This is a genomic window from Exiguobacterium acetylicum, from assembly GCF_019890935.1.
Classification (GTDB): Bacteria; Bacillota; Bacilli; order Exiguobacteriales; family Exiguobacteriaceae; genus Exiguobacterium_A; species Exiguobacterium_A abrahamii.
Window position 1 is genome coordinate 1,629,656 of the sequence record NZ_CP082333.1, and the last position, 16,298, is coordinate 1,645,953.

General features: G+C 49.8%; 19 protein-coding genes. 15 read left to right on the top strand and 4 right to left on the bottom strand.

Going from position 1 to position 16,298, the window contains the following annotated elements; genetic code table 11:
* Positions 1–92 precede the first annotated feature (92 nt).
* The 10 genes from K7G97_RS08485 to K7G97_RS08530 all read left to right on the top strand — a co-directional run bounded on the left by K7G97_RS08485 (position 93) and on the right by K7G97_RS08530 (position 9,957).
* Positions 93–578 (top strand): GNAT family N-acetyltransferase, encoded by a 486-nt coding sequence (locus tag K7G97_RS08485; RefSeq protein WP_223040289.1) that lies wholly within the window; start codon positions 93–95, stop codon positions 576–578.
* Between the two features lie 73 nt (positions 579–651).
* Entirely contained in the window at positions 652–1,701 is a 1,050-nt protein-coding gene (locus K7G97_RS08490) for an oxidoreductase (RefSeq protein WP_050677930.1), read from the top strand.
* Positions 1,702–1,884: 183 nt separating this feature from the next.
* Positions 1,885–2,961: a C39 family peptidase gene (locus K7G97_RS08495; protein ID WP_223040290.1), complete on the top strand. Its 1,077-nt coding sequence runs from the start codon at positions 1,885–1,887 to the stop codon at positions 2,959–2,961.
* A 139-nt stretch (positions 2,962–3,100) separates the two neighbouring features.
* Entirely contained in the window at positions 3,101–4,810 is a 1,710-nt protein-coding gene (locus tag K7G97_RS08500; RefSeq protein ID WP_223040291.1) for a DUF2339 domain-containing protein, read from the top strand.
* Positions 4,811–4,943: 133 nt separating this feature from the next.
* Entirely contained in the window at positions 4,944–5,762 is an 819-nt protein-coding gene (efeO, locus tag K7G97_RS08505) for an iron uptake system protein EfeO (protein ID WP_223040292.1), read from the top strand.
* A 2-nt stretch (positions 5,763–5,764) separates the two neighbouring features.
* Positions 5,765–6,997 (top strand): iron uptake transporter deferrochelatase/peroxidase subunit, encoded by a 1,233-nt coding sequence (efeB, locus tag K7G97_RS08510; protein ID WP_396133830.1) that lies wholly within the window; start codon positions 5,765–5,767, stop codon positions 6,995–6,997.
* Positions 6,981–8,654 carry an FTR1 family protein gene (locus K7G97_RS08515; RefSeq protein ID WP_223042013.1) on the top strand — a complete coding sequence of 558 codons (1,674 nt, stop codon included), beginning with the start codon at positions 6,981–6,983 and terminating at the stop codon, positions 8,652–8,654. Before efeB ends, K7G97_RS08515 begins: the two co-directional genes overlap by 17 nt.
* Positions 8,655–8,740: 86 nt before the next feature.
* Positions 8,741–9,202 carry a YflT domain-containing protein gene (locus K7G97_RS08520; RefSeq protein WP_064299887.1) on the top strand — a complete coding sequence of 154 codons (462 nt, stop codon included), beginning with the start codon at positions 8,741–8,743 and terminating at the stop codon, positions 9,200–9,202.
* Between the two features lie 93 nt (positions 9,203–9,295).
* Positions 9,296–9,658 carry a YciI family protein gene (locus tag K7G97_RS08525; RefSeq protein ID WP_223040293.1) on the top strand — a complete coding sequence of 121 codons (363 nt, stop codon included), beginning with the start codon at positions 9,296–9,298 and terminating at the stop codon, positions 9,656–9,658.
* Positions 9,658–9,957 (top strand): putative quinol monooxygenase, encoded by a 300-nt coding sequence (locus tag K7G97_RS08530; protein ID WP_262415722.1) that lies wholly within the window; start codon positions 9,658–9,660, stop codon positions 9,955–9,957. Before K7G97_RS08525 ends, K7G97_RS08530 begins: the two co-directional genes overlap by 1 nt.
* Positions 9,958–9,997: 40 nt before the next feature.
* Here the strand turns inward: K7G97_RS08530 and K7G97_RS08535 are convergent, their stop codons facing one another.
* Both K7G97_RS08535 and K7G97_RS08540 read right to left on the bottom strand, forming a co-directional pair.
* Positions 9,998–10,315 (bottom strand): hypothetical protein, encoded by a 318-nt coding sequence (locus K7G97_RS08535; protein ID WP_050677938.1) that lies wholly within the window; start codon positions 10,313–10,315, stop codon positions 9,998–10,000.
* A gap of 79 nt (positions 10,316–10,394) precedes the next feature.
* A complete protein-coding gene (locus tag K7G97_RS08540) occupies positions 10,395–10,931 on the bottom strand; it encodes a flavodoxin family protein (protein WP_223040294.1) in 537 nt (178 codons plus the stop codon).
* Positions 10,932–11,076: 145 nt separating this feature from the next.
* Between K7G97_RS08540 and K7G97_RS08545 the strand changes: the two genes are divergently transcribed.
* Entirely contained in the window at positions 11,077–11,745 is a 669-nt protein-coding gene (locus tag K7G97_RS08545; RefSeq protein ID WP_029341707.1) for a hypothetical protein, read from the top strand.
* Here the strand turns inward: K7G97_RS08545 and K7G97_RS08550 are convergent.
* A complete protein-coding gene (locus K7G97_RS08550) occupies positions 11,733–12,584 on the bottom strand; it encodes an alpha/beta fold hydrolase (RefSeq protein ID WP_223040295.1) in 852 nt (283 codons plus the stop codon). The two genes, K7G97_RS08545 and K7G97_RS08550, sit on opposite strands and share 13 nt — an antisense overlap.
* Before the next feature lie 113 nt (positions 12,585–12,697).
* Between K7G97_RS08550 and K7G97_RS08555 the strand changes: the two genes are divergently transcribed.
* The 3 genes from K7G97_RS08555 to K7G97_RS08565 all read left to right on the top strand — a co-directional run bounded on the left by K7G97_RS08555 (position 12,698) and on the right by K7G97_RS08565 (position 15,033).
* Entirely contained in the window at positions 12,698–13,702 is a 1,005-nt protein-coding gene (locus K7G97_RS08555; protein WP_223040296.1) for a helix-turn-helix transcriptional regulator, read from the top strand.
* A 159-nt stretch (positions 13,703–13,861) separates the two neighbouring features.
* Positions 13,862–14,188 (top strand): hypothetical protein, encoded by a 327-nt coding sequence (locus tag K7G97_RS08560; protein ID WP_223040297.1) that lies wholly within the window; start codon positions 13,862–13,864, stop codon positions 14,186–14,188.
* A 326-nt stretch (positions 14,189–14,514) separates the two neighbouring features.
* Positions 14,515–15,033: a hypothetical protein gene (locus K7G97_RS08565; protein WP_223040298.1), complete on the top strand. Its 519-nt coding sequence runs from the start codon at positions 14,515–14,517 to the stop codon at positions 15,031–15,033.
* A 72-nt stretch (positions 15,034–15,105) separates the two neighbouring features.
* On the opposite strand, the gene K7G97_RS08570 is transcribed toward K7G97_RS08565, so the two are convergent.
* Positions 15,106–15,828, bottom strand: coding sequence for an SDR family oxidoreductase (locus tag K7G97_RS08570; RefSeq protein ID WP_223040299.1), 723 nt, complete (start codon positions 15,826–15,828; stop codon positions 15,106–15,108).
* A 114-nt stretch (positions 15,829–15,942) separates the two neighbouring features.
* Between K7G97_RS08570 and K7G97_RS08575 the strand changes: the two genes are divergently transcribed.
* The gene (locus K7G97_RS08575; protein WP_223040300.1) at positions 15,943–16,296 is read left to right on the top strand and encodes a winged helix-turn-helix transcriptional regulator; all 354 of its coding nucleotides are present in this window, start codon (positions 15,943–15,945) and stop codon (positions 16,294–16,296) included.
* Positions 16,297–16,298: the final 2 nt, after the last annotated feature.

Here is a 16,298-nt window from a genome sequence, read left to right on the forward strand (position 1 = left end):
TGGGCAAACGTGAAATCTTGAAGCAAAAAGGTTTTCTTCTCGCTGTACATTCGTTAGGATAGAGAAGAATTTTTTGTAACAGGAGGAATAACATGATACGACAAGCTACATCAAAAGACGTTCGAAACATCGCAACCCTACTTGAGCAAAAAGCGCTCTCCCTCAAAGCCAGTGGCAGTAGCCAGTGGTCTGCTTATCTCAATCAAGACATCGAGCAACTCGTCACGCGAGATTTAGAAGCCGGCCGCTTGTATGTCTTTGAGGATCAGAACGAGCTGCTTGGTTCCGTTGCCCTGCTTCCTTCGCTCGAATGGGATCAATCCTTGTGGGATGATGTAGAAGGTCTGTATATCCATCGAATCGTCGTCAGCGACCGCGCCAAAGGACGTGGTGTCGGTCGGAAACTGCTGGAACACACGATTGCTGTGACAGAGGATGAAGGAGAAATCCTACGACTCGACTGTGTCGCTTCAAACGAGTTTCTCAATGCGTATTACACGTCATTCGGATTCGTCCATCAAGGAACACGAGACGGCTTCTCGATTTATGAGTATGAACGTATCGAAGCGACGGCCTGAAGCGGTTCAATCAAGACAACGGTCGTTTCGTTTGGTATGGTAAGAGAAAAAGAACGGTTCAAGGAGTGATCGGATGCGATTGAATATCGGCTTCATCGGCTTTGGCAAAAGTACGACCCGTTACCATTTACCGTACGTGATGATCGAGGACAACTATCACGTCACCTGGATTTACAATCGGAAGGAAAAACCGGAGCTGTTCGCCTCCTATCAGGATCGACTGCCGGATGCCCGTTTCACGACGGATCTGTCCGAAATGCTTGCTGACCCGGCACTTGATGTCGTTGTCATCAATACACCACCGGCGACACATTTTGAATACGCATTGCTTGCGCTGCAACATCAAAAGCACGTGCTCGTCGAAAAACCATTCACGGTGACGGAAGAGGAGACAAAGCGTCTATTTGCGGAAGCACACGCGCAAGGCGTCAAGATTCTCGCCTATCAAAACCGACGTTACGACAGCGACTTCCAAGTCGTCGCGCAAATCATCCGTTCCGGAAAACTTGGTCGTCTCGTCGAGGTCGTCTCGCAGTTTGATTTATTCCGCCCAGAAGCGGCGTCAGCTGACGCCCGTCACGAAAACGGCGCGCTCTACGGACTCGGCGTCCATACGCTCGACCAAATCATCGCCTTGTTCGGAAAACCGGACAAGGTCGCCTTTGACGTGCGCAGTGTTCGACTGCCGCACAATCCAGACGACGCGTTTGCGATCGATCTCTATTATCCGGAGCTGAAGGTCAGCGTCCGGACGAGTCACGTCGCACTTGCCCCGGCACCACGATGGATGTTACACGGCACGAACGGCACGTTCATTAAGCAACACGTCGACCGGCAAGAGCTCGATTTGAAAGCGAACTACTTCCCAGGTGAAGAGGGGTTCGGTGAGGATTCAGAAGACGATTATGGTCGTTTGATCTATCATGATGAACACGGTCATCTGCAAGACGTCCGGATTCCGAGTCCTGTTGGTGATTATGGTAAAATGTATCGCGCCTTTTACCGCAGTATCGTCGAAGATGCACCGCTTCCAGTGAAAGAAGAGGATACCTTGTTCGTTGCCCACCTGCTCGAACAGGCTTTTGCGCAACCGTCTCCTTATATCTTGACGATCCAAAATTAAATTTTAATTTGATTGCAGGTTGATGACAACTCGACTGTGCCCATAGGCATGTTCGGGTTTTTTTGATATAAAGAACAGGTGCATTCCTTATTTTTCAGATTTTTCTAAAGAAATGTTGATTATTTTTTCAAAAAGTTGGGAATAAGGGAATGTCTCACCAAATCAAATCATAGGGGGTCTATCATGAAACGATTCTTATCCGCATTGCTCGTAGCGGCTGTCGTCGTTGGGGTACTCAGCCCTTCGTTGATCGCTGAGGCCGCGACGAAGTTGACCGTGACGACGGATGTCTTGCGCGTCCGCGAAAAACCGTCGACATCGAGTAAGATTCTCGGTAACGTCTACAAAGGGAATGTCTACACATCAAAGGGAACGTCCGGCAGCTGGTATAAAATCAGCTACAAATCCCGCACAGGCTACATACACAAGAACTACGTCAAATCGTCCTCGTCGAAATACACATCGACTGGGACGAAGTATACGACGGTCGGTACGCTCAACGTCCGGACAGGTGCTGGAACGAAGTATAAAGTCGTAGGGCAGCTGAACAAAGGGGTTGCCGTTTCGACATATGGCACATCAGGGAGCTGGACACGGATTCTTTACAAGGGAAGCTACCGCTATATCTCGACACAATACGTCTCGAAGTCGAAACCATCGACGACGACGAAGAAGCTGAACGTCCCGTACTACAACCAATATTCACTCGGGTATCCATCTGGCTGTGAGTTCGTCTCGTTGAAGATGGCACTTGAATACAAGAAAAAAGCCGTCTCTGCTGCGTCACTCTACAATCAAATGCCGAAAAGCATGAAGAACGCGACGTATAAGAACGGGAAGTATTACTGGGCAGATCCAGAAAAAATGTTCACGGGGAATCCAGCCGGAACGCTTGATTACTACAAGAACTGGGGCATCTATCCGAAAGGGATCTTACCACTTGCGAAAAAATACCGCAGTGGTGCCGTTGATATCTCGAAAATGGGCGTCTCGAAGATTGAACGTGAAATCCGCAGCGGTAACCCGGTCATCGTCTGGGCAACGGTCGATTTCAAGAATCCATATGGCTACTTCTCTTGGATTAAACCGGACGGTAAAACATTCACAGGTTACCGGAACTATCACGTCATGCTCGTGACAGGTGTCTCAAGTGGTTCGTTCTACGTCTCGGACCCATACCGCGGCAAGTACAGTGTCAGTCGCTCGCAGTTCACATCCGTTTTCAATCAAACGGGACAATATGCGTTATCTGTTCGTTAAACTCTTATCCGGTCGCTCCCACGCGACCGGATTTTTGTCATTTTCAGGCATATCGATACGAAATCTACTGTAAAATGAAGGAGTTCACCTGCTAGGTGTGTAAAAGAATGACAATGTATCCATGAAAGGAAGTGAAGAGATGGAAGATCCACGGATCACGCGTCTCGAGCAGGAGATTGCGGCGTTACGACAACGAGTAGCTGCCCTTGAAGGACAGAACACTTCGCCTGTCGCACCTGAACCGAGCGAACCAGAAGTAAGTACAGTCGCTCGCCCAGCTCCGCGCCCTGCTTATACGAAACGAAAGCCGGTTGTTCCTCCACCAACATTTAAAGAAAAACGCTCCCGCGAAGAATGGGAACAGGTCATCGCGACCGTCTGGTTACCTCGGATTGGAGCGATATTCGCTGCACTCGGGGCTTTATTCCTTTTCTCCTACGCCTCGGTTGCCGGTCTGATCAGTCCGCCTGTCCGCATCGGAAGTGGGGTCTTGATTGGTCTGCTCGTCATCGCTCTCGGAGAATACCAGTATGAGAAGAAACGACGTGAGCTCGGGGTCGGACTCGTTGCGACCGGTACGATCGTCGCCTTGGCGGCACTGTTCGCCGGGATGGCCTTATATCAATTCTATCCACCGTCTTTAGCTTTCTTACTTGAGCTCGTCGTCGTCTTCATCGCGTACGGTTTGATGCTCTGGATGCGATCGCAAGCCTTGCTCGTCCTTGTATCCATCACCGGTTTCTTATTACCATATCTACAATTATCAGACGAACCGAACTTACCGCTCTTCTTATTATACGAAGTCGTCCTGTTCGCAGCGATCTTCTTTGCGGTTGACCGACTGAAGGCCAAAAAAGCGTTCGTCTTCGCTTGGGTAATCTTGACGATCGCACTCGCGTTCGGATTGTTGTCATTGACGCTTTCCTGGTACGACTATGACAATGATGCGCGACGACTTGATGAGTGGTCGGTCTTACTTGCGGCACTCTTTGGTTACGGCGCGACGTCGTTCGTCGGACGACGGATTCAGTTCCAGCAGAATGTTCCAAGCTGGCTTGCTGGAGGTGTCGTATTACTGACGTTACTGATTCTCGATTGGTCGTTCGGAGCATTTGCCGCAATTCTATTCGCAGGCATTTCTTATGTGCTTGCTGATCGATTAAAGGATCCCGCTCAAAACGGCGTCGGTCACGTTGCCTTACTCGTCGCCGTTCTCTTGATTCCGGCAGATGCCCTCAGCTGGACCTATCAACTACGTTACTTTTTGATTGCCGGGTTGATCGCCGCATTTTGGTTCGTTCCACAGGCACGCATGCCGCATCAACGGTTGTTTAACGTCGGCTTGTATGTCGTCTTTATCTTTTCAGCCGTCGTTGATTATGAATCTTATCAAAGCCTAGGTCTCTCCTACGCCTTGACGGTGCTCGCGATGGTCATCGCTTCGACGGCATTCGTCTTGCTCCTCGTTCAGACACATCGTGATCCGGTCTGGAAAGGGTCATGGCAACTTGTCCTCGTCTTAGCCGCAATCGGTGTCTTTACGACATACACGTTGATCATCATGGAGTTACCATTCTACCGCGGTCTTGAAGAGACGGCGCGTAGTACGACGTTGTCCGCTGCCTATATCGTCCTCGCACTCGTCCTTGTCGCGATTGGTCGGATGCGGACGTCGTCGACGTGGCGATTATCCGGTTTGTTGCTACTGACGATCAGTGCCGTCAAGCTTTTACTATTCGATTTGTCGTTCCTGAGCTTATTCCAAAAAGCATTCGTCTTCATTGGCTTCGGAATCGTCACGTTCATCATTTCACGGACGTACTTCAAAAAACGCAAAGAACAAGCCTGACACAGCGCTTGAATCGGTTGAAATGAACCGGTTCAAGCTTTTTTATTGCGCAAAAGTTTTTATTGATAACGATTATCATTGTCGTCTATACTATTTAAGGAACTGACTTAATTAGTAACAGGGGGAACCATACATGAAACAAGCATTATTGATGACAGGGGCGCTCGCCGTCGTTTTAGCAGGTTGCAGTGAAGCGAAACAAGCGGAGACACCGGCACCAAAAAAGACGAATTTTGACCAGGTCGTTGCGGATTACCGGACGTACGCGATCAACGAAATTGATACGTTCGTCCGCGAGACAGAAAAATTCACCGATGCCGTACAGGCTGGCAAGCTTGAAGAAGCGAAAGCATTATACGCACCGACACGGATGTATTACGAACGCGCAGAACCAATCGCAGAAGTGTTCGGTGACCTTGATCCGAAGATCGATGCGCGAGCAGGCGACGTTAAAGCGTCGGAGTGGGGTGGCTATCACCGGATCGAGCAAGGGTTATTTGAAAAGGGAACGACAAAAGGTTATGAAGATTACGCGAAACAATTGATGAAGGACGTCCACTTACTGCGGGCAAAGGTCGAGACGGTCGAGGTGACACCGGAATTACTCGTCACGGGGGCGACTGATCTATTGAACGAGGTCTCGACGTCAAAAGTGACAGGGGAAGAAGACCGTTATTCGCATACTGATTTATATGACTTCGCGGCAAACGTCGAAGGGGCTGAAAAAATTTACGAATTGTTGAACCCGGCGCTGAAAAAACAAGATGCGGCGTTATCAAAAGAGATTGCGGCTCGCTTCAAGGATGTCCACGCGTTACTCGATGCGAAGAAACAGGGTGACGGCTATGTCCTCTATACGAGTCTCTCGAAACAAGACGTCAAACAGATGAGTGTCGCCATTAATGAACTCGCGGAACCGCTCTCGAAGATGGGCATCGTACTGGAGGGATAAGCATGAAACCAATCCAAGAAGGTGTCACGCGGCGTGACGTCCTGAAGGTCGCGGGTTTGACGAGTCTCGGAGCTGCCCTTTATGCCAGTGGTCTTGAAAAGTTCCTTCCACGGACATTGACTGTTGAAGCCAGTGACCAAGAGCCGTTCTACGGGACGTATCAAGCGGGAATTCTGACACCCCCACAAAATCATGTCCAAGTCGTGGCGTTTGATATCAAGACGGAGCGACGCGATGAGTTGGTCGATTTATTAAAACGCTGGACGCGGTTATGTGCCAGACTTGCTGCCGGATTACCATACGGTGATTCCGACTCCCGCTACGTCCCACCGGAAGATACGGGGGAAGCGGATGGTCTATCGGCGGGTCACTTGACGTTTACGTTCGGATGCGGTCCAAGTCTGTTTGACGGTCGCTTCGGCATCCGTCATAAACGACCGGATGCTCTTAAAGCGTTACCAACGTTCGATCTCGATCGTCTCGACGAAAAATGGAGCGGAGGCGACCTCGTCGTCCAAGTGTGCGGTGATGATGCCCAAGTCGTCTTCCATGCAATCCGTAACCTCGTCCGTGTCGGACGTGGGACGGTCGCGATGCGTTGGTCCCAAGCTGGTTTCCAGCGCAGTAAAGCAGCAGATGCCTCTGGCGGGACGCCGCGTAATCTATTCGGCTTCAAGGACGGTACGGGGAATCCTGACGTCTCGAAGAAGCAGGTCCGGAAAGAAGCACTCTTTTGTCAGTGGCAAGACGGAACACCATGGTTGACGAACGGCTCGTTCCTCGTCGTCCGTCGCATCCAGATGCACCTTGAAGTCTGGGACCGGACGATTCTAAAAGAGCAAGAACGGACCTTCGGGCGCGAACGCGCTTCCGGGGCTCCGCTTGGTTCAACAGACGAGTTTGCTTCCGTCACACCAGCGAAACGACAAGCTCGTGGCGAAGCCGCCTTACCGGTTGACTCGCATACCGCTGTCGCGCACGGGGACGGGAAGACAGCGATCTTACGCCGTTCCTACTCGTATCAGGATGGTATCGATGAAAAGACAGGTGCCCTTGATGCTGGACTACTCTTTTTATCGTATCAGCGTTCACCGAAACAATTCATCGAGATTCAGCGTCGTCTTGCCGCACAGGACCGATTGAATGAATACATCACGCACCGTGGAAGTGCCGTCTTCGCCTGCTTCGGTGGAATCTCGAAAGGAGGCTACATCGGTGATGCGTTATTTGCGTAATCTCGTCCTTGTACTTGTATTCCTTATAGCCGGTCAACACGCGGTGCCTGTCCATGCTGCATCGACGGATGATCTCTATGTCGCAATCGGACAAGCACTGTCTGCCGTCGCAAGTGAAGATCGCACAGCACTGAATCAAGCGATTGATGAACTAGGACAAGCTGCTCAAGATTTACCTGATCAACAAGCGGCAATCACGAAAGCTGTCAAACAGGTCGATGCGAAACGGGAGGCAACGTTTCCAAAAGTCCGCGAGCAACTGACAGCACTCTCTGCTGCCGTCCGCAAGCAAGAAGAAGCAACGAAACCGAAGACGGATCCGGTCGCGAAAGCAAAGGTGAAACAATTGCTTTCGTTGACGAAAGAGATGCGGCAAGTCAAAGCGAGCGACCGTCCGGCAGCGGAGCAACGGTTGTTGACCGCTTGGGCGACGCACGAGAGTCTTGTTCGTAATGACAGTGTCGGTCACTATGGCAACATCGAGATGGCACTTGCGTCGATCCGAATCGCGGCAGCGCGAAAACCTTCGGATACGAAGGAATGGAAAGCCGCACTTGATCAGTTCGATACGGCTGTCCAGTCCTTCCTCGACGGAAAGCAGGTCCAGGCGAAGAAAACGGGACTGCAGTCACTTCTGACGCCACTTGAAAAGGCGCAAACCGCACTTGCGGCAAATGATTTATCGCAAGCGAAAGAAGCGCTTGAAGCGTTTCTGAAGACTTGGCCACGTGCGGAAGGTGAGGTTCGGACACGTAATGAAGGTCTCTATTCCCAGCTTGAATCCGATGTACCACTGTTACTTGCCCGCCTGAAGCCGGAAACGAGGGAAGAGACGGCAAAAGAACTCCAGTCGTTTGAGAATGCTATCGCACAATTACAAACGAAGACGCATTATACGTTTGTTGATGCAATGCTCGTCATGTTGCGGGAAGGTCTCGAAGCGTTATTAATCGTCAGCGCGCTTGTTGCTTTCGCGCGGAAAAGTCGATCGAAACAAGAAGGAAAGGTTTGGGCAGGCGCTGGGCTTGGTCTGATCGCAAGCGGTCTGTTAGCGCTTATCTTGCAGACGGTCTTTCAGGCCTCGTTCGCAGCGACAGGTCGGGAACAAATTGAAGGATACACGGGCATCGTCGCCGTCGTCGTCATGTTGTTCGTCGGCTACTGGTTGCACTCGAAAAGCGCCGTCGCCAAACGAAAACACTTTTTGTCGACGCTTTCGACGACGTCTTTGTTCTTCGTCAGTTTCTTGACGATCTTCCGAGAAGGCGCCGAGACGTTGTTGTTCTATATCGGAATGGCACCAGCGATGACGAAAACTGCCTTGTTATCCGGAATCGGTCTTGCAATCGTCATCATCGGTCTCGTCTCGTACGCAGTCATTCAGATCGGTGTTCGTTTACCGATCCATCGTCTGTTCCAAGTCGCATCGTGGTTGATCTATCTGATGGCGTTCAAGATTCTTGGTACGAGTCTGCACGCGTTGCAGCTGACGAACATCTTACCGATTCATCCATTAAATGGACTCGGAACTGCCGGGTGGCTTGGCTTTTATCCGACGCTCGAGACGCTTATCCCGCAAGTCGTCCTGATGATTCTAATTGCCTTGTTTACGATCTGGCAAAAGCGGCGTGCGTCTTCAATCCAGACTGCTGCTTAATCCATTTTTCAATTTCAGGTTTCAACTATTATGTTTCGGGTATAACTTCTTATCAGCAGCTTGCTGCATGAAGGAGAGGGATTTTTATGCTTGAAACACGCATCGTACGAAACATGACCGCTGTCGACGCAGAAGTGACGAGCCTCAAATCAAGTGGCTATTCGAATAAACAGATTTACATCTTTGCGAAAGACGAAGAACTCGCGGAACGGATCGCGAATGACACGCAGACGTTACCGTACCGTGTCACGAAGAAGTCGTTCTTCGAGACATTACTGTCAGCCGTCCGGAGCAATCGGAAAGACCGGATCGCTCAGTTGTCCGAGCTCGGCATGACGAAGGATGTCGCCGAGGACTTAGAAGATGAAGTCCGGCACGGTCGGATCGTCATCGTCGGTTCGAAGTCCGATTTACTGAATCCAGCGTTCGCAGCGTCGTACGTGACGGATGAAGCAACCGATTATGGTGCCGGTGTTCCGAAACTCGAAGATGAGGAAACGACGACGACGTTACCAGCGGACCAAAACGTGAAGTTAAAAGATGAATGATACGTAAACCTCCTGTTTCTTAGTTTAGAGACAGGAGGTTTTTGTTTAGCCTTCTCTTGGAAGGGAATGGGAAAGTGGAGAGGAGGAAAGACGATGCAATTCTTATATACCGGCTATTATGACGCAGAACGGATGGATGCCTTATCGAAGGAAGAAATTGACGCCTTAATGTCACGTTGTGATGAATTGATGAACACGTTCAATGAGCGAGTCAACGTCTTATCAGACTGGTATCCCGGTCTTGCAACACAAGCATTCTACTGGCAGGATGGGGTCGTACAGAAGAAAGTAGAGCCGGATCGAACGCATGGAGAACAGATTGGCAGTTTGATCGTCTTTGAAGCACGTGATTTGGATCAAGCGATGGAACTGGCTTCTCTTCATCCGACGACTCAAGTCGCAGAAGGGGAAACATACGGGTGGCGCGCAGAAGTCCGTCCGTTAAGTACTTCTTGATGTACGGATTATGGACGACGTTTACGACTCAATCCGGACAACGCGACAACGTCATTGCCCTGTTACTTGAAGCTGCGGCTTCTTTTGCGACTCATCCGGGTTGTCTGCACTACATCATCAGTAGTTCTGACGAGCCGGATGTGCTACATGTCCGCAAAATTTGGACGGATGCCGCCGCCCATCGTGCATCCTTAACGTTACCGTCGACGAGACAGTTGATTGCTCAAGCGCGCCCGTTGCTCGAGCATGTTGAACGTGTACTCGAAGACCAACCACTTGGTGGCAAAGGGCTCATGTAAACCAAAACCCCTCCTCTAGTCGAGAAGGGGTTACATGCTGTTAAGTTGTTTTCCACTCAATATCGATGACGTCTGACGCTCGTACCATCCGGCGCATACCTGTCGATGTGACGAGTTCGATCGTTCCGCGATCATGAAAAATCGCTTGGATCGAACCGGATACCGTATCGAGTTGTTTCAATCGGACGTGGACCGTCTGTCCGGTCCGGACGGCACGTTCCATGATGTGTTGTAAGGAGAGGCGATCACGAACGATCGTCTCTTCGCGTGATTGATACAGATGCTCAAGATGAAGGATATGCTGGCGTGAAGTCAGTTGTTTCCACTTGCGATTCGATCGTTTTTTAGATGCGAACATGGCTGACCACCTCCTGAATTGAGTCGTACGCTAGATAGTCGTGCGCTCTGCTTCAGTTATTTCCCTTCACGAACAGTGCTTAAACACGTGCTCCTGACATTTTTTCACGAAACGCCGCGATTGCCGCAATCGCTTCTTGATCGTGTTCGACCTCTCCCGGTGCATTCCCTTCGGCAAGAATCGCTGTCTCAAGCGTCGCGCCAAGGAACGATGCGATATGCTCGAACTGCGTGACGAGCGCTTGTCCTTTAACGCGTGGATTATCTCCTCCGACTGCGATCAAGTGGAATCGTTTCCCCGCCATCCGGCTTTTGAAGTCAAGCTCTTCGTCGCGCAGGGACTCGCTGAATCGGTCGATGAATAATTTCATCTTCGTCGACATCGAGTACCAATAAATCGGAGTGATGAACAGGATGTCATCGTGTTCAAGCATTTCTTCGACGATCCGGCGATAGTCATCACCGATCGGCAAAAAGCCTCCATGATGACGGCGGTCTTCAATCGGCTGAATCGAGACGTTTGCCAAATCGACAGCAACATGAGGAATTCCTTTCAATGCTTGTTCCCCGAGCCATTCACTGTTTCCTTTACGTGAGCTACCAAAAATCGTATACATATCGTGCATCTCCTTTTGAATTCGATTGTTCTATTCTATTCCAAACTGCACTGTCAATACACCGATATGCTCACAATTGGTTTTGAATAGGGGTTTTGCGGAAAAAGACAAGAAGACGAAAAACAAATAGGGGAGGAACGGTCGAATGGAGAGAAGCACGCTCATTGCGCTAGAAAAACACTTATATGCCATCCACCTCGAGATGGATGGACTGGCGCGACTCATTACGAAACAATTGATTCATTTGAGCCAAGTGGCTGCATCCGTCGAACATTTTCGACGGATGAGCTTTGATATCTATAAACATCGGACGTCACTCGAACAGATTCCGTCACAAGTCTTGTATGAGACGGCACTCGATTACGAAGACTGGCTCGAGGAAGAGTTTGATGAGATTCCTGCTAGCTGGCAACTGGCAACGAAAGAAGAAGAGGCACTCGAACAGCTGTGGTGGTTCGAATTCTCACGAATTCAAGCGGAGCTCGAAGAATGGCTCAGTCTCTATCTGATTCGCCGGATTCGAGAAGACGTTCGTTACATGCCGCCGGTGATCGAGAAAAATGCCTATGCTTTATCAGAGGATGCCCGCCATGTCTTTTGGCGTCTCTTACAACGTTCCGTCGCGAAACCTTCATCAAAGATCAAAGCGAATCAATTGTCATGTCGAATGGGCATCGCTGAGATTGCCCGCTGTGCCCGACTTAATCAAGACCGGACACGTCGTGCGATTGGTGAACTGACGCGTCGTGGTCTGATTGCAATCGAAGAGGATGATGAGAAGCTAAAAATGCGGCTTCGCCTTCAAGTCATCTGATTGAAGGCGATGAACCGTTCGATCATCCGTTCATCCCGACGCGCGGATGGACCGATCCAAATCAGGTGACCGGGACTTTTCGATTCAATGAACTGCGCGTGAGGAATACTTTGTCGTGCATGTTCCGAATGCTCGAACGGAACAGCACGGTCTGACTTCGAATGGACGATCAAGACGGGACACGTGACGGCTTCAAGCCGTTCTCGTTCGATGTCTTGTGTGATATCAAACAAGACACCTCGCCCAGGACCATTTTGAAGACCAACCTCATATAATAACGACGCATCCGTCTCACTAATGTGGGTACGGATCGTTTCGCGTGGTAAAAGACTCGTCATCTCGACCATCCGAACCGCTGCTTCTTCAGGAAACTTGCGAATCTTATCCTTCACATACGTCCAAAGCCCCCACTGGATGAACTGCAGGGGACGTTGTAAGACCGGTTGGATCAGAAGACGATGATACGGCAGGGAGATCCGGTGCGTCATCGCACATGCTAAGACGAGGGCACGGACGCCTGGATCCATTCCCGCAAGCGCGATTGCCGTCGGTCCGCCGGCAGAGATGCCGTAAACGGTGTACTGTTTAATCTGGCGGGATGCCAGCCAGCCAGCGTAAAACGTCGCAAGCGTCTCTGGACTATCCGCAAGCTGAAGTGGCGTTCTTCCGTATCCCGGACGTGACGGTACGATGACGCGATATCCTGCCGTGATTAACTTCTCGACATGATAGACTTCTCGGTAATCCGACTGCGTGCCATGAATTAAAAGAATGACGGGACCGCTCCCGCTATCCCGGTAATCAAAGCGCTGACCATTCCATTCTGCGATATAATGCATCCAAATTCTCCTATCTCTTAATTTTTACCATTTTATTGTTAATCTCATATTCATTTTCATGTATACTGTAAAGTATAACCAAACCATTGTGACTTAGGAAATGAGGATGCGTAGTGTCTAACGAAAAGTTAACGAACCGTGACCGCTTACTTGCTGTACGAGAAATCTTCGAACGTCAGTCGGATGAAGACCATACGTTGACGCTTGAAGAATTGAGCATGGAACTCTCGAAACGAGGACTGATCGAGAAGCTATCCCGAAAATCGTTGAAGGATGATATTGCGGCACTTGCCAAATCAGGGTTTGACGTCGTGGCGGAAGAGACGAAGAATGGACTTGCCATTCCGTATCATCTCGTCAGTCGTCCCTTTGAGCATCATCAGCTCCGATTGCTCGTCGATGCCATTGCCAGTGCAAAGTTCATCTCGGAAAGTGAGACGACGTCGCTCGTTAAGACGATTCAGTCGTTGACGAGTGATAAGATGGCCGAGTCACTCCAACCGGTGCTACATACTGTCAAAAAACCAAAAGGAATGACGTCGCGCTCGATCGATACGATCCAGAAAGCCATCAGCGATGGTTTCGTCATTAGTTTCCAGTATCAAGGAAAGTTCAATGAACGGACGCGGAAGTTCGAGTTACGGAAGGATGGCGAGCATTATCTCGTTTCTCCGGCTCACCTGTTGATGGATAACGGAAATTACTATTTGATTGGTCGCGATGAGCGGATCAAAGAGATCCGTACTTACCGGGTCGACCGAATCGTCGATTGTAAAGCGTTCGAACCGATGGAAGAACCGGTTCATGTCGAGCCGAGTTACCTAAGTAACATGTTCAACATGTATGGGGGAGAAAACGAGCAATTGACGCTTAAATTTCAGGAGAGTCTGATGCCAACCGTCGTCGACCGGTTCGGAACGGATATCCGTTGCCGTCGCCTCGATGATCTCTGGTTCGAGGTCAAGGTCGATGCGCTCTTTTCCGACGGATTCATGATGTGGCTGATTCAATTCGGCAATCAGGCGGAAATCATCGCGCCTGTCGAACGTCGGGAGACATTCAAGAACAAGGTGGCAGGTCTTGCGACGATGTACCAAATTGAAACACCTGCTCTTTAAGGGCTGAAGCAAGGTTCACTTGACCGTGGATCTTGCTTTTTTTAATTGTCGAGTAAAAAACTTTTTGTCGTTTTTTGTCGGATATTCATATTTGAATATTTTAAGCGAATAGTTCCAGTTACTATTAAGGATATCTGATACTTATGTAGGAGGAACGACATGCAACAGATGCAAAAAAGCCGATCAAACGGGATGCGGAAACTAGGTGCTTTCCTCTTCTTCGTTTGTTTATCCTATACATCTTGGTACTTATTCTCACTTTTTGTCTTTCATCTCGTGTTTCCAGAGGATGTCGTGACATCATTAGATATCGTTGTGTTCGGATTCAGTCCGGTCATCGCTCTTGTGGTCACCATTGGCTCGTTACGCTTGATTGAACGACGCATGAAGCCTAAGTTCACACCACTATTATTCATTGGCTACACGCTCTCGACGAGTATCTTAATCTATTACTCAGTTGCCAACGCGCTTCTGCCCCGACTGTGACTTGCAACTCCTAAGCAATTGGCATATGCTACGCTTATAGCTTGCTAGGTAAGGGGGGATACGATGAACGCACAGTATATCCTCGACTGGATGCCGCTCGTGATTCCTGTCGGTGCCATCGTCTTTATTGTCGTCATTGCACGCAAGGCTTCAAAAATCGATGCTGAAAAGTAAGAAGACTCCAATCAGGGAGTCTTTTTTTATTGGATTCTGTTGATACTTTATTCGCACGATTTCCCTATTGTACAAAAACATAACGTCACCCATTTTTATGGTATAAAGGAACTAGGTGAAAGACCTAATATCAGGAAATCATGGAGGGACAGATGAAACAGAGAACCGTCATGACTTTACTCGCACTCAGTCTATTGCTTACCGTATCTATGATGAAAAAACCGACGTTGACGCCAAAAGCCAGTACCATCGATCTTACCATCGCCGTCGTCGGAACGCCTCCAGTACTTACGCAATCTCCGGACTTCCACTCGATTGATCTGCACGAGATCAAAGGAGATTTACGACGCTACGATGCCGTCATGATCATGCCGGAGTACTTACATCAGGCATCGGGACGCGACTATGCCACCGTCTACCGGAAGGCACATATTCCGTTTTTCTTCATCGGCTCTCAAAAATCCGTCGAACCGTTTCTTGATCCGAGTCTCTCCTATGAGGAAAGCATCTCGGTGCCGAATCCGACGTTTGCGGCTGGTATGCTCTATGACGATACACAAGAGACGACCTGGTTGTTCGGTGAGGGGATCGAACGACCGAATCGGTCAGAGCAACTGCAGATCTATCAATCGATCTTTCAAACGATTGAACAGAGTCGCTTCGCAAAGTAACACTTACATGAAAACAGATCGAAGCGCTCGGAAGTACATCTACTTCCAAACACTTCGATCTGTTTTTTTTCGTCAATCGAGTTGCTTCGTCGGAGCTAAGACGATTTCCCGGATGTTGACATGTTGTGGTTGCTCGAAGGCGAATAAGACGGTATCCGCGACGACTTGCGGATCGAGTCCACCATCAATCGATTGTTTCCATTCGTTGTAGCCGTCCTTGATCGCGTCACTTGTCGTATGACCGAGTAATTCCGTCTCGACGACTCCTGGTGCGATCGTCATGACGCGGACACCGTGAGACGCGACTTCACTTCGGACGTTCTCACTCATCGCGTGGACGGCGAATTTCGTACCGACGTACGCGGCGTGGTCGGCGAACGTCTTTTTACCGGCAATCGAGCTTATGTTGATGATTGTGCCGGTCTTGCGCTCCACCATCGACGGAAGGACGGCTTGCATGCCGTGTAAGACACCGAGCGCGTTGACATCAAACATCTCTTCCCATTCTTCCGCGTCTTGTGTCTCGATTTGACCGAGTAACATCCGTCCTGCATTATTGATGATGGCTTCGACCGGTCCGAACGCTTCCGTCGCGTCTGCTAAAGCAGCATCGAGGGCTGCTCGGTCGGTGGCTGCGACTTGGCGAATCAAGACATCGTCTGAAGCAAGGCTTTCAAGACGGTCAATCCGGCGTCCGAGCAATAAGACGCGGTACCCTTTCTGAATGAACGTTCGCGCAATCGCATGCCCGATTCCTGACGTAGCACCTGTGATGGCAATGAATCCTGTTTTCATGATATCGTCTCCTTATTATTTGGTATGATAGAGTGAAGATAACAGAGGGAAACCAATCCGAGAAGTACGCACTTTTAGGTCAGTCGGTTACCTTTTGGTAAGGGAGGGGACGGTATGCCGTATTTAAATGAGTTCGATGCGACGATGCGTCAGATTCAAGGCAAGTGGAAAGTGATGATCTTGTACGAGCTGCATGAGGAAGGTGCGGTGCGGTTTAATACACTCGAGCGTTATATCCAGGACGTCTCACCGAAGACGCTGACACAGCAATTGAAGCAACTCGAACAAGATGGCTTGATTACGCGGACCATCTACCCAGAGATCCCACCCCGCGTCGAATATGCCTTGAGCGAAAAAGGAATCTCCTTGATTCCCTTACTTGATGCGATTTGCGACTGGGGACTCGCGACGACACCACGCAACCAATTGCTCCGCACATTATGCGACGAGGAAGCCCCCGCTCCATGAGC

What these genes read in the sequence shown, in the direction of transcription:
- K7G97_RS08485 (WP_223040289.1), top strand. Translation starts at nt 93, where the DNA reads ATGATACGACAAGCTACATCAAAAGACGTTCGAAACATCGCAACCCTA.
- K7G97_RS08490 (WP_050677930.1), top strand. Translation starts at nt 652, where the DNA reads ATGCGATTGAATATCGGCTTCATCGGCTTTGGCAAAAGTACGACCCGT.
- K7G97_RS08495 (WP_223040290.1), top strand. Translation starts at nt 1,885, where the DNA reads ATGAAACGATTCTTATCCGCATTGCTCGTAGCGGCTGTCGTCGTTGGG.
- K7G97_RS08500 (WP_223040291.1), top strand. Translation starts at nt 3,101, where the DNA reads ATGGAAGATCCACGGATCACGCGTCTCGAGCAGGAGATTGCGGCGTTA.
- efeO (WP_223040292.1), top strand. Translation starts at nt 4,944, where the DNA reads ATGAAACAAGCATTATTGATGACAGGGGCGCTCGCCGTCGTTTTAGCA.
- efeB (WP_396133830.1), top strand. Translation starts at nt 5,765, where the DNA reads ATGAAACCAATCCAAGAAGGTGTCACGCGGCGTGACGTCCTGAAGGTC.
- K7G97_RS08515 (WP_223042013.1), top strand. Translation starts at nt 6,981, where the DNA reads ATGCGTTATTTGCGTAATCTCGTCCTTGTACTTGTATTCCTTATAGCC.
- K7G97_RS08520 (WP_064299887.1), top strand. Translation starts at nt 8,741, where the DNA reads ATGCTTGAAACACGCATCGTACGAAACATGACCGCTGTCGACGCAGAA.
- K7G97_RS08525 (WP_223040293.1), top strand. Translation starts at nt 9,296, where the DNA reads ATGCAATTCTTATATACCGGCTATTATGACGCAGAACGGATGGATGCC.
- K7G97_RS08530 (WP_262415722.1), top strand. Translation starts at nt 9,658, where the DNA reads ATGTACGGATTATGGACGACGTTTACGACTCAATCCGGACAACGCGAC.
- K7G97_RS08535 (WP_050677938.1), bottom strand. Translation starts at nt 10,315, where the DNA reads ATGTTCGCATCTAAAAAACGATCGAATCGCAAGTGGAAACAACTGACT.
- K7G97_RS08540 (WP_223040294.1), bottom strand. Translation starts at nt 10,931, where the DNA reads ATGTATACGATTTTTGGTAGCTCACGTAAAGGAAACAGTGAATGGCTC.
- K7G97_RS08545 (WP_029341707.1), top strand. Translation starts at nt 11,077, where the DNA reads ATGGAGAGAAGCACGCTCATTGCGCTAGAAAAACACTTATATGCCATC.
- K7G97_RS08550 (WP_223040295.1), bottom strand. Translation starts at nt 12,584, where the DNA reads ATGCATTATATCGCAGAATGGAATGGTCAGCGCTTTGATTACCGGGAT.
- K7G97_RS08560 (WP_223040297.1), top strand. Translation starts at nt 13,862, where the DNA reads ATGCAACAGATGCAAAAAAGCCGATCAAACGGGATGCGGAAACTAGGT.
- K7G97_RS08565 (WP_223040298.1), top strand. Translation starts at nt 14,515, where the DNA reads ATGAAACAGAGAACCGTCATGACTTTACTCGCACTCAGTCTATTGCTT.
- K7G97_RS08570 (WP_223040299.1), bottom strand. Translation starts at nt 15,828, where the DNA reads ATGAAAACAGGATTCATTGCCATCACAGGTGCTACGTCAGGAATCGGG.
- K7G97_RS08575 (WP_223040300.1), top strand. Translation starts at nt 15,943, where the DNA reads ATGCCGTATTTAAATGAGTTCGATGCGACGATGCGTCAGATTCAAGGC.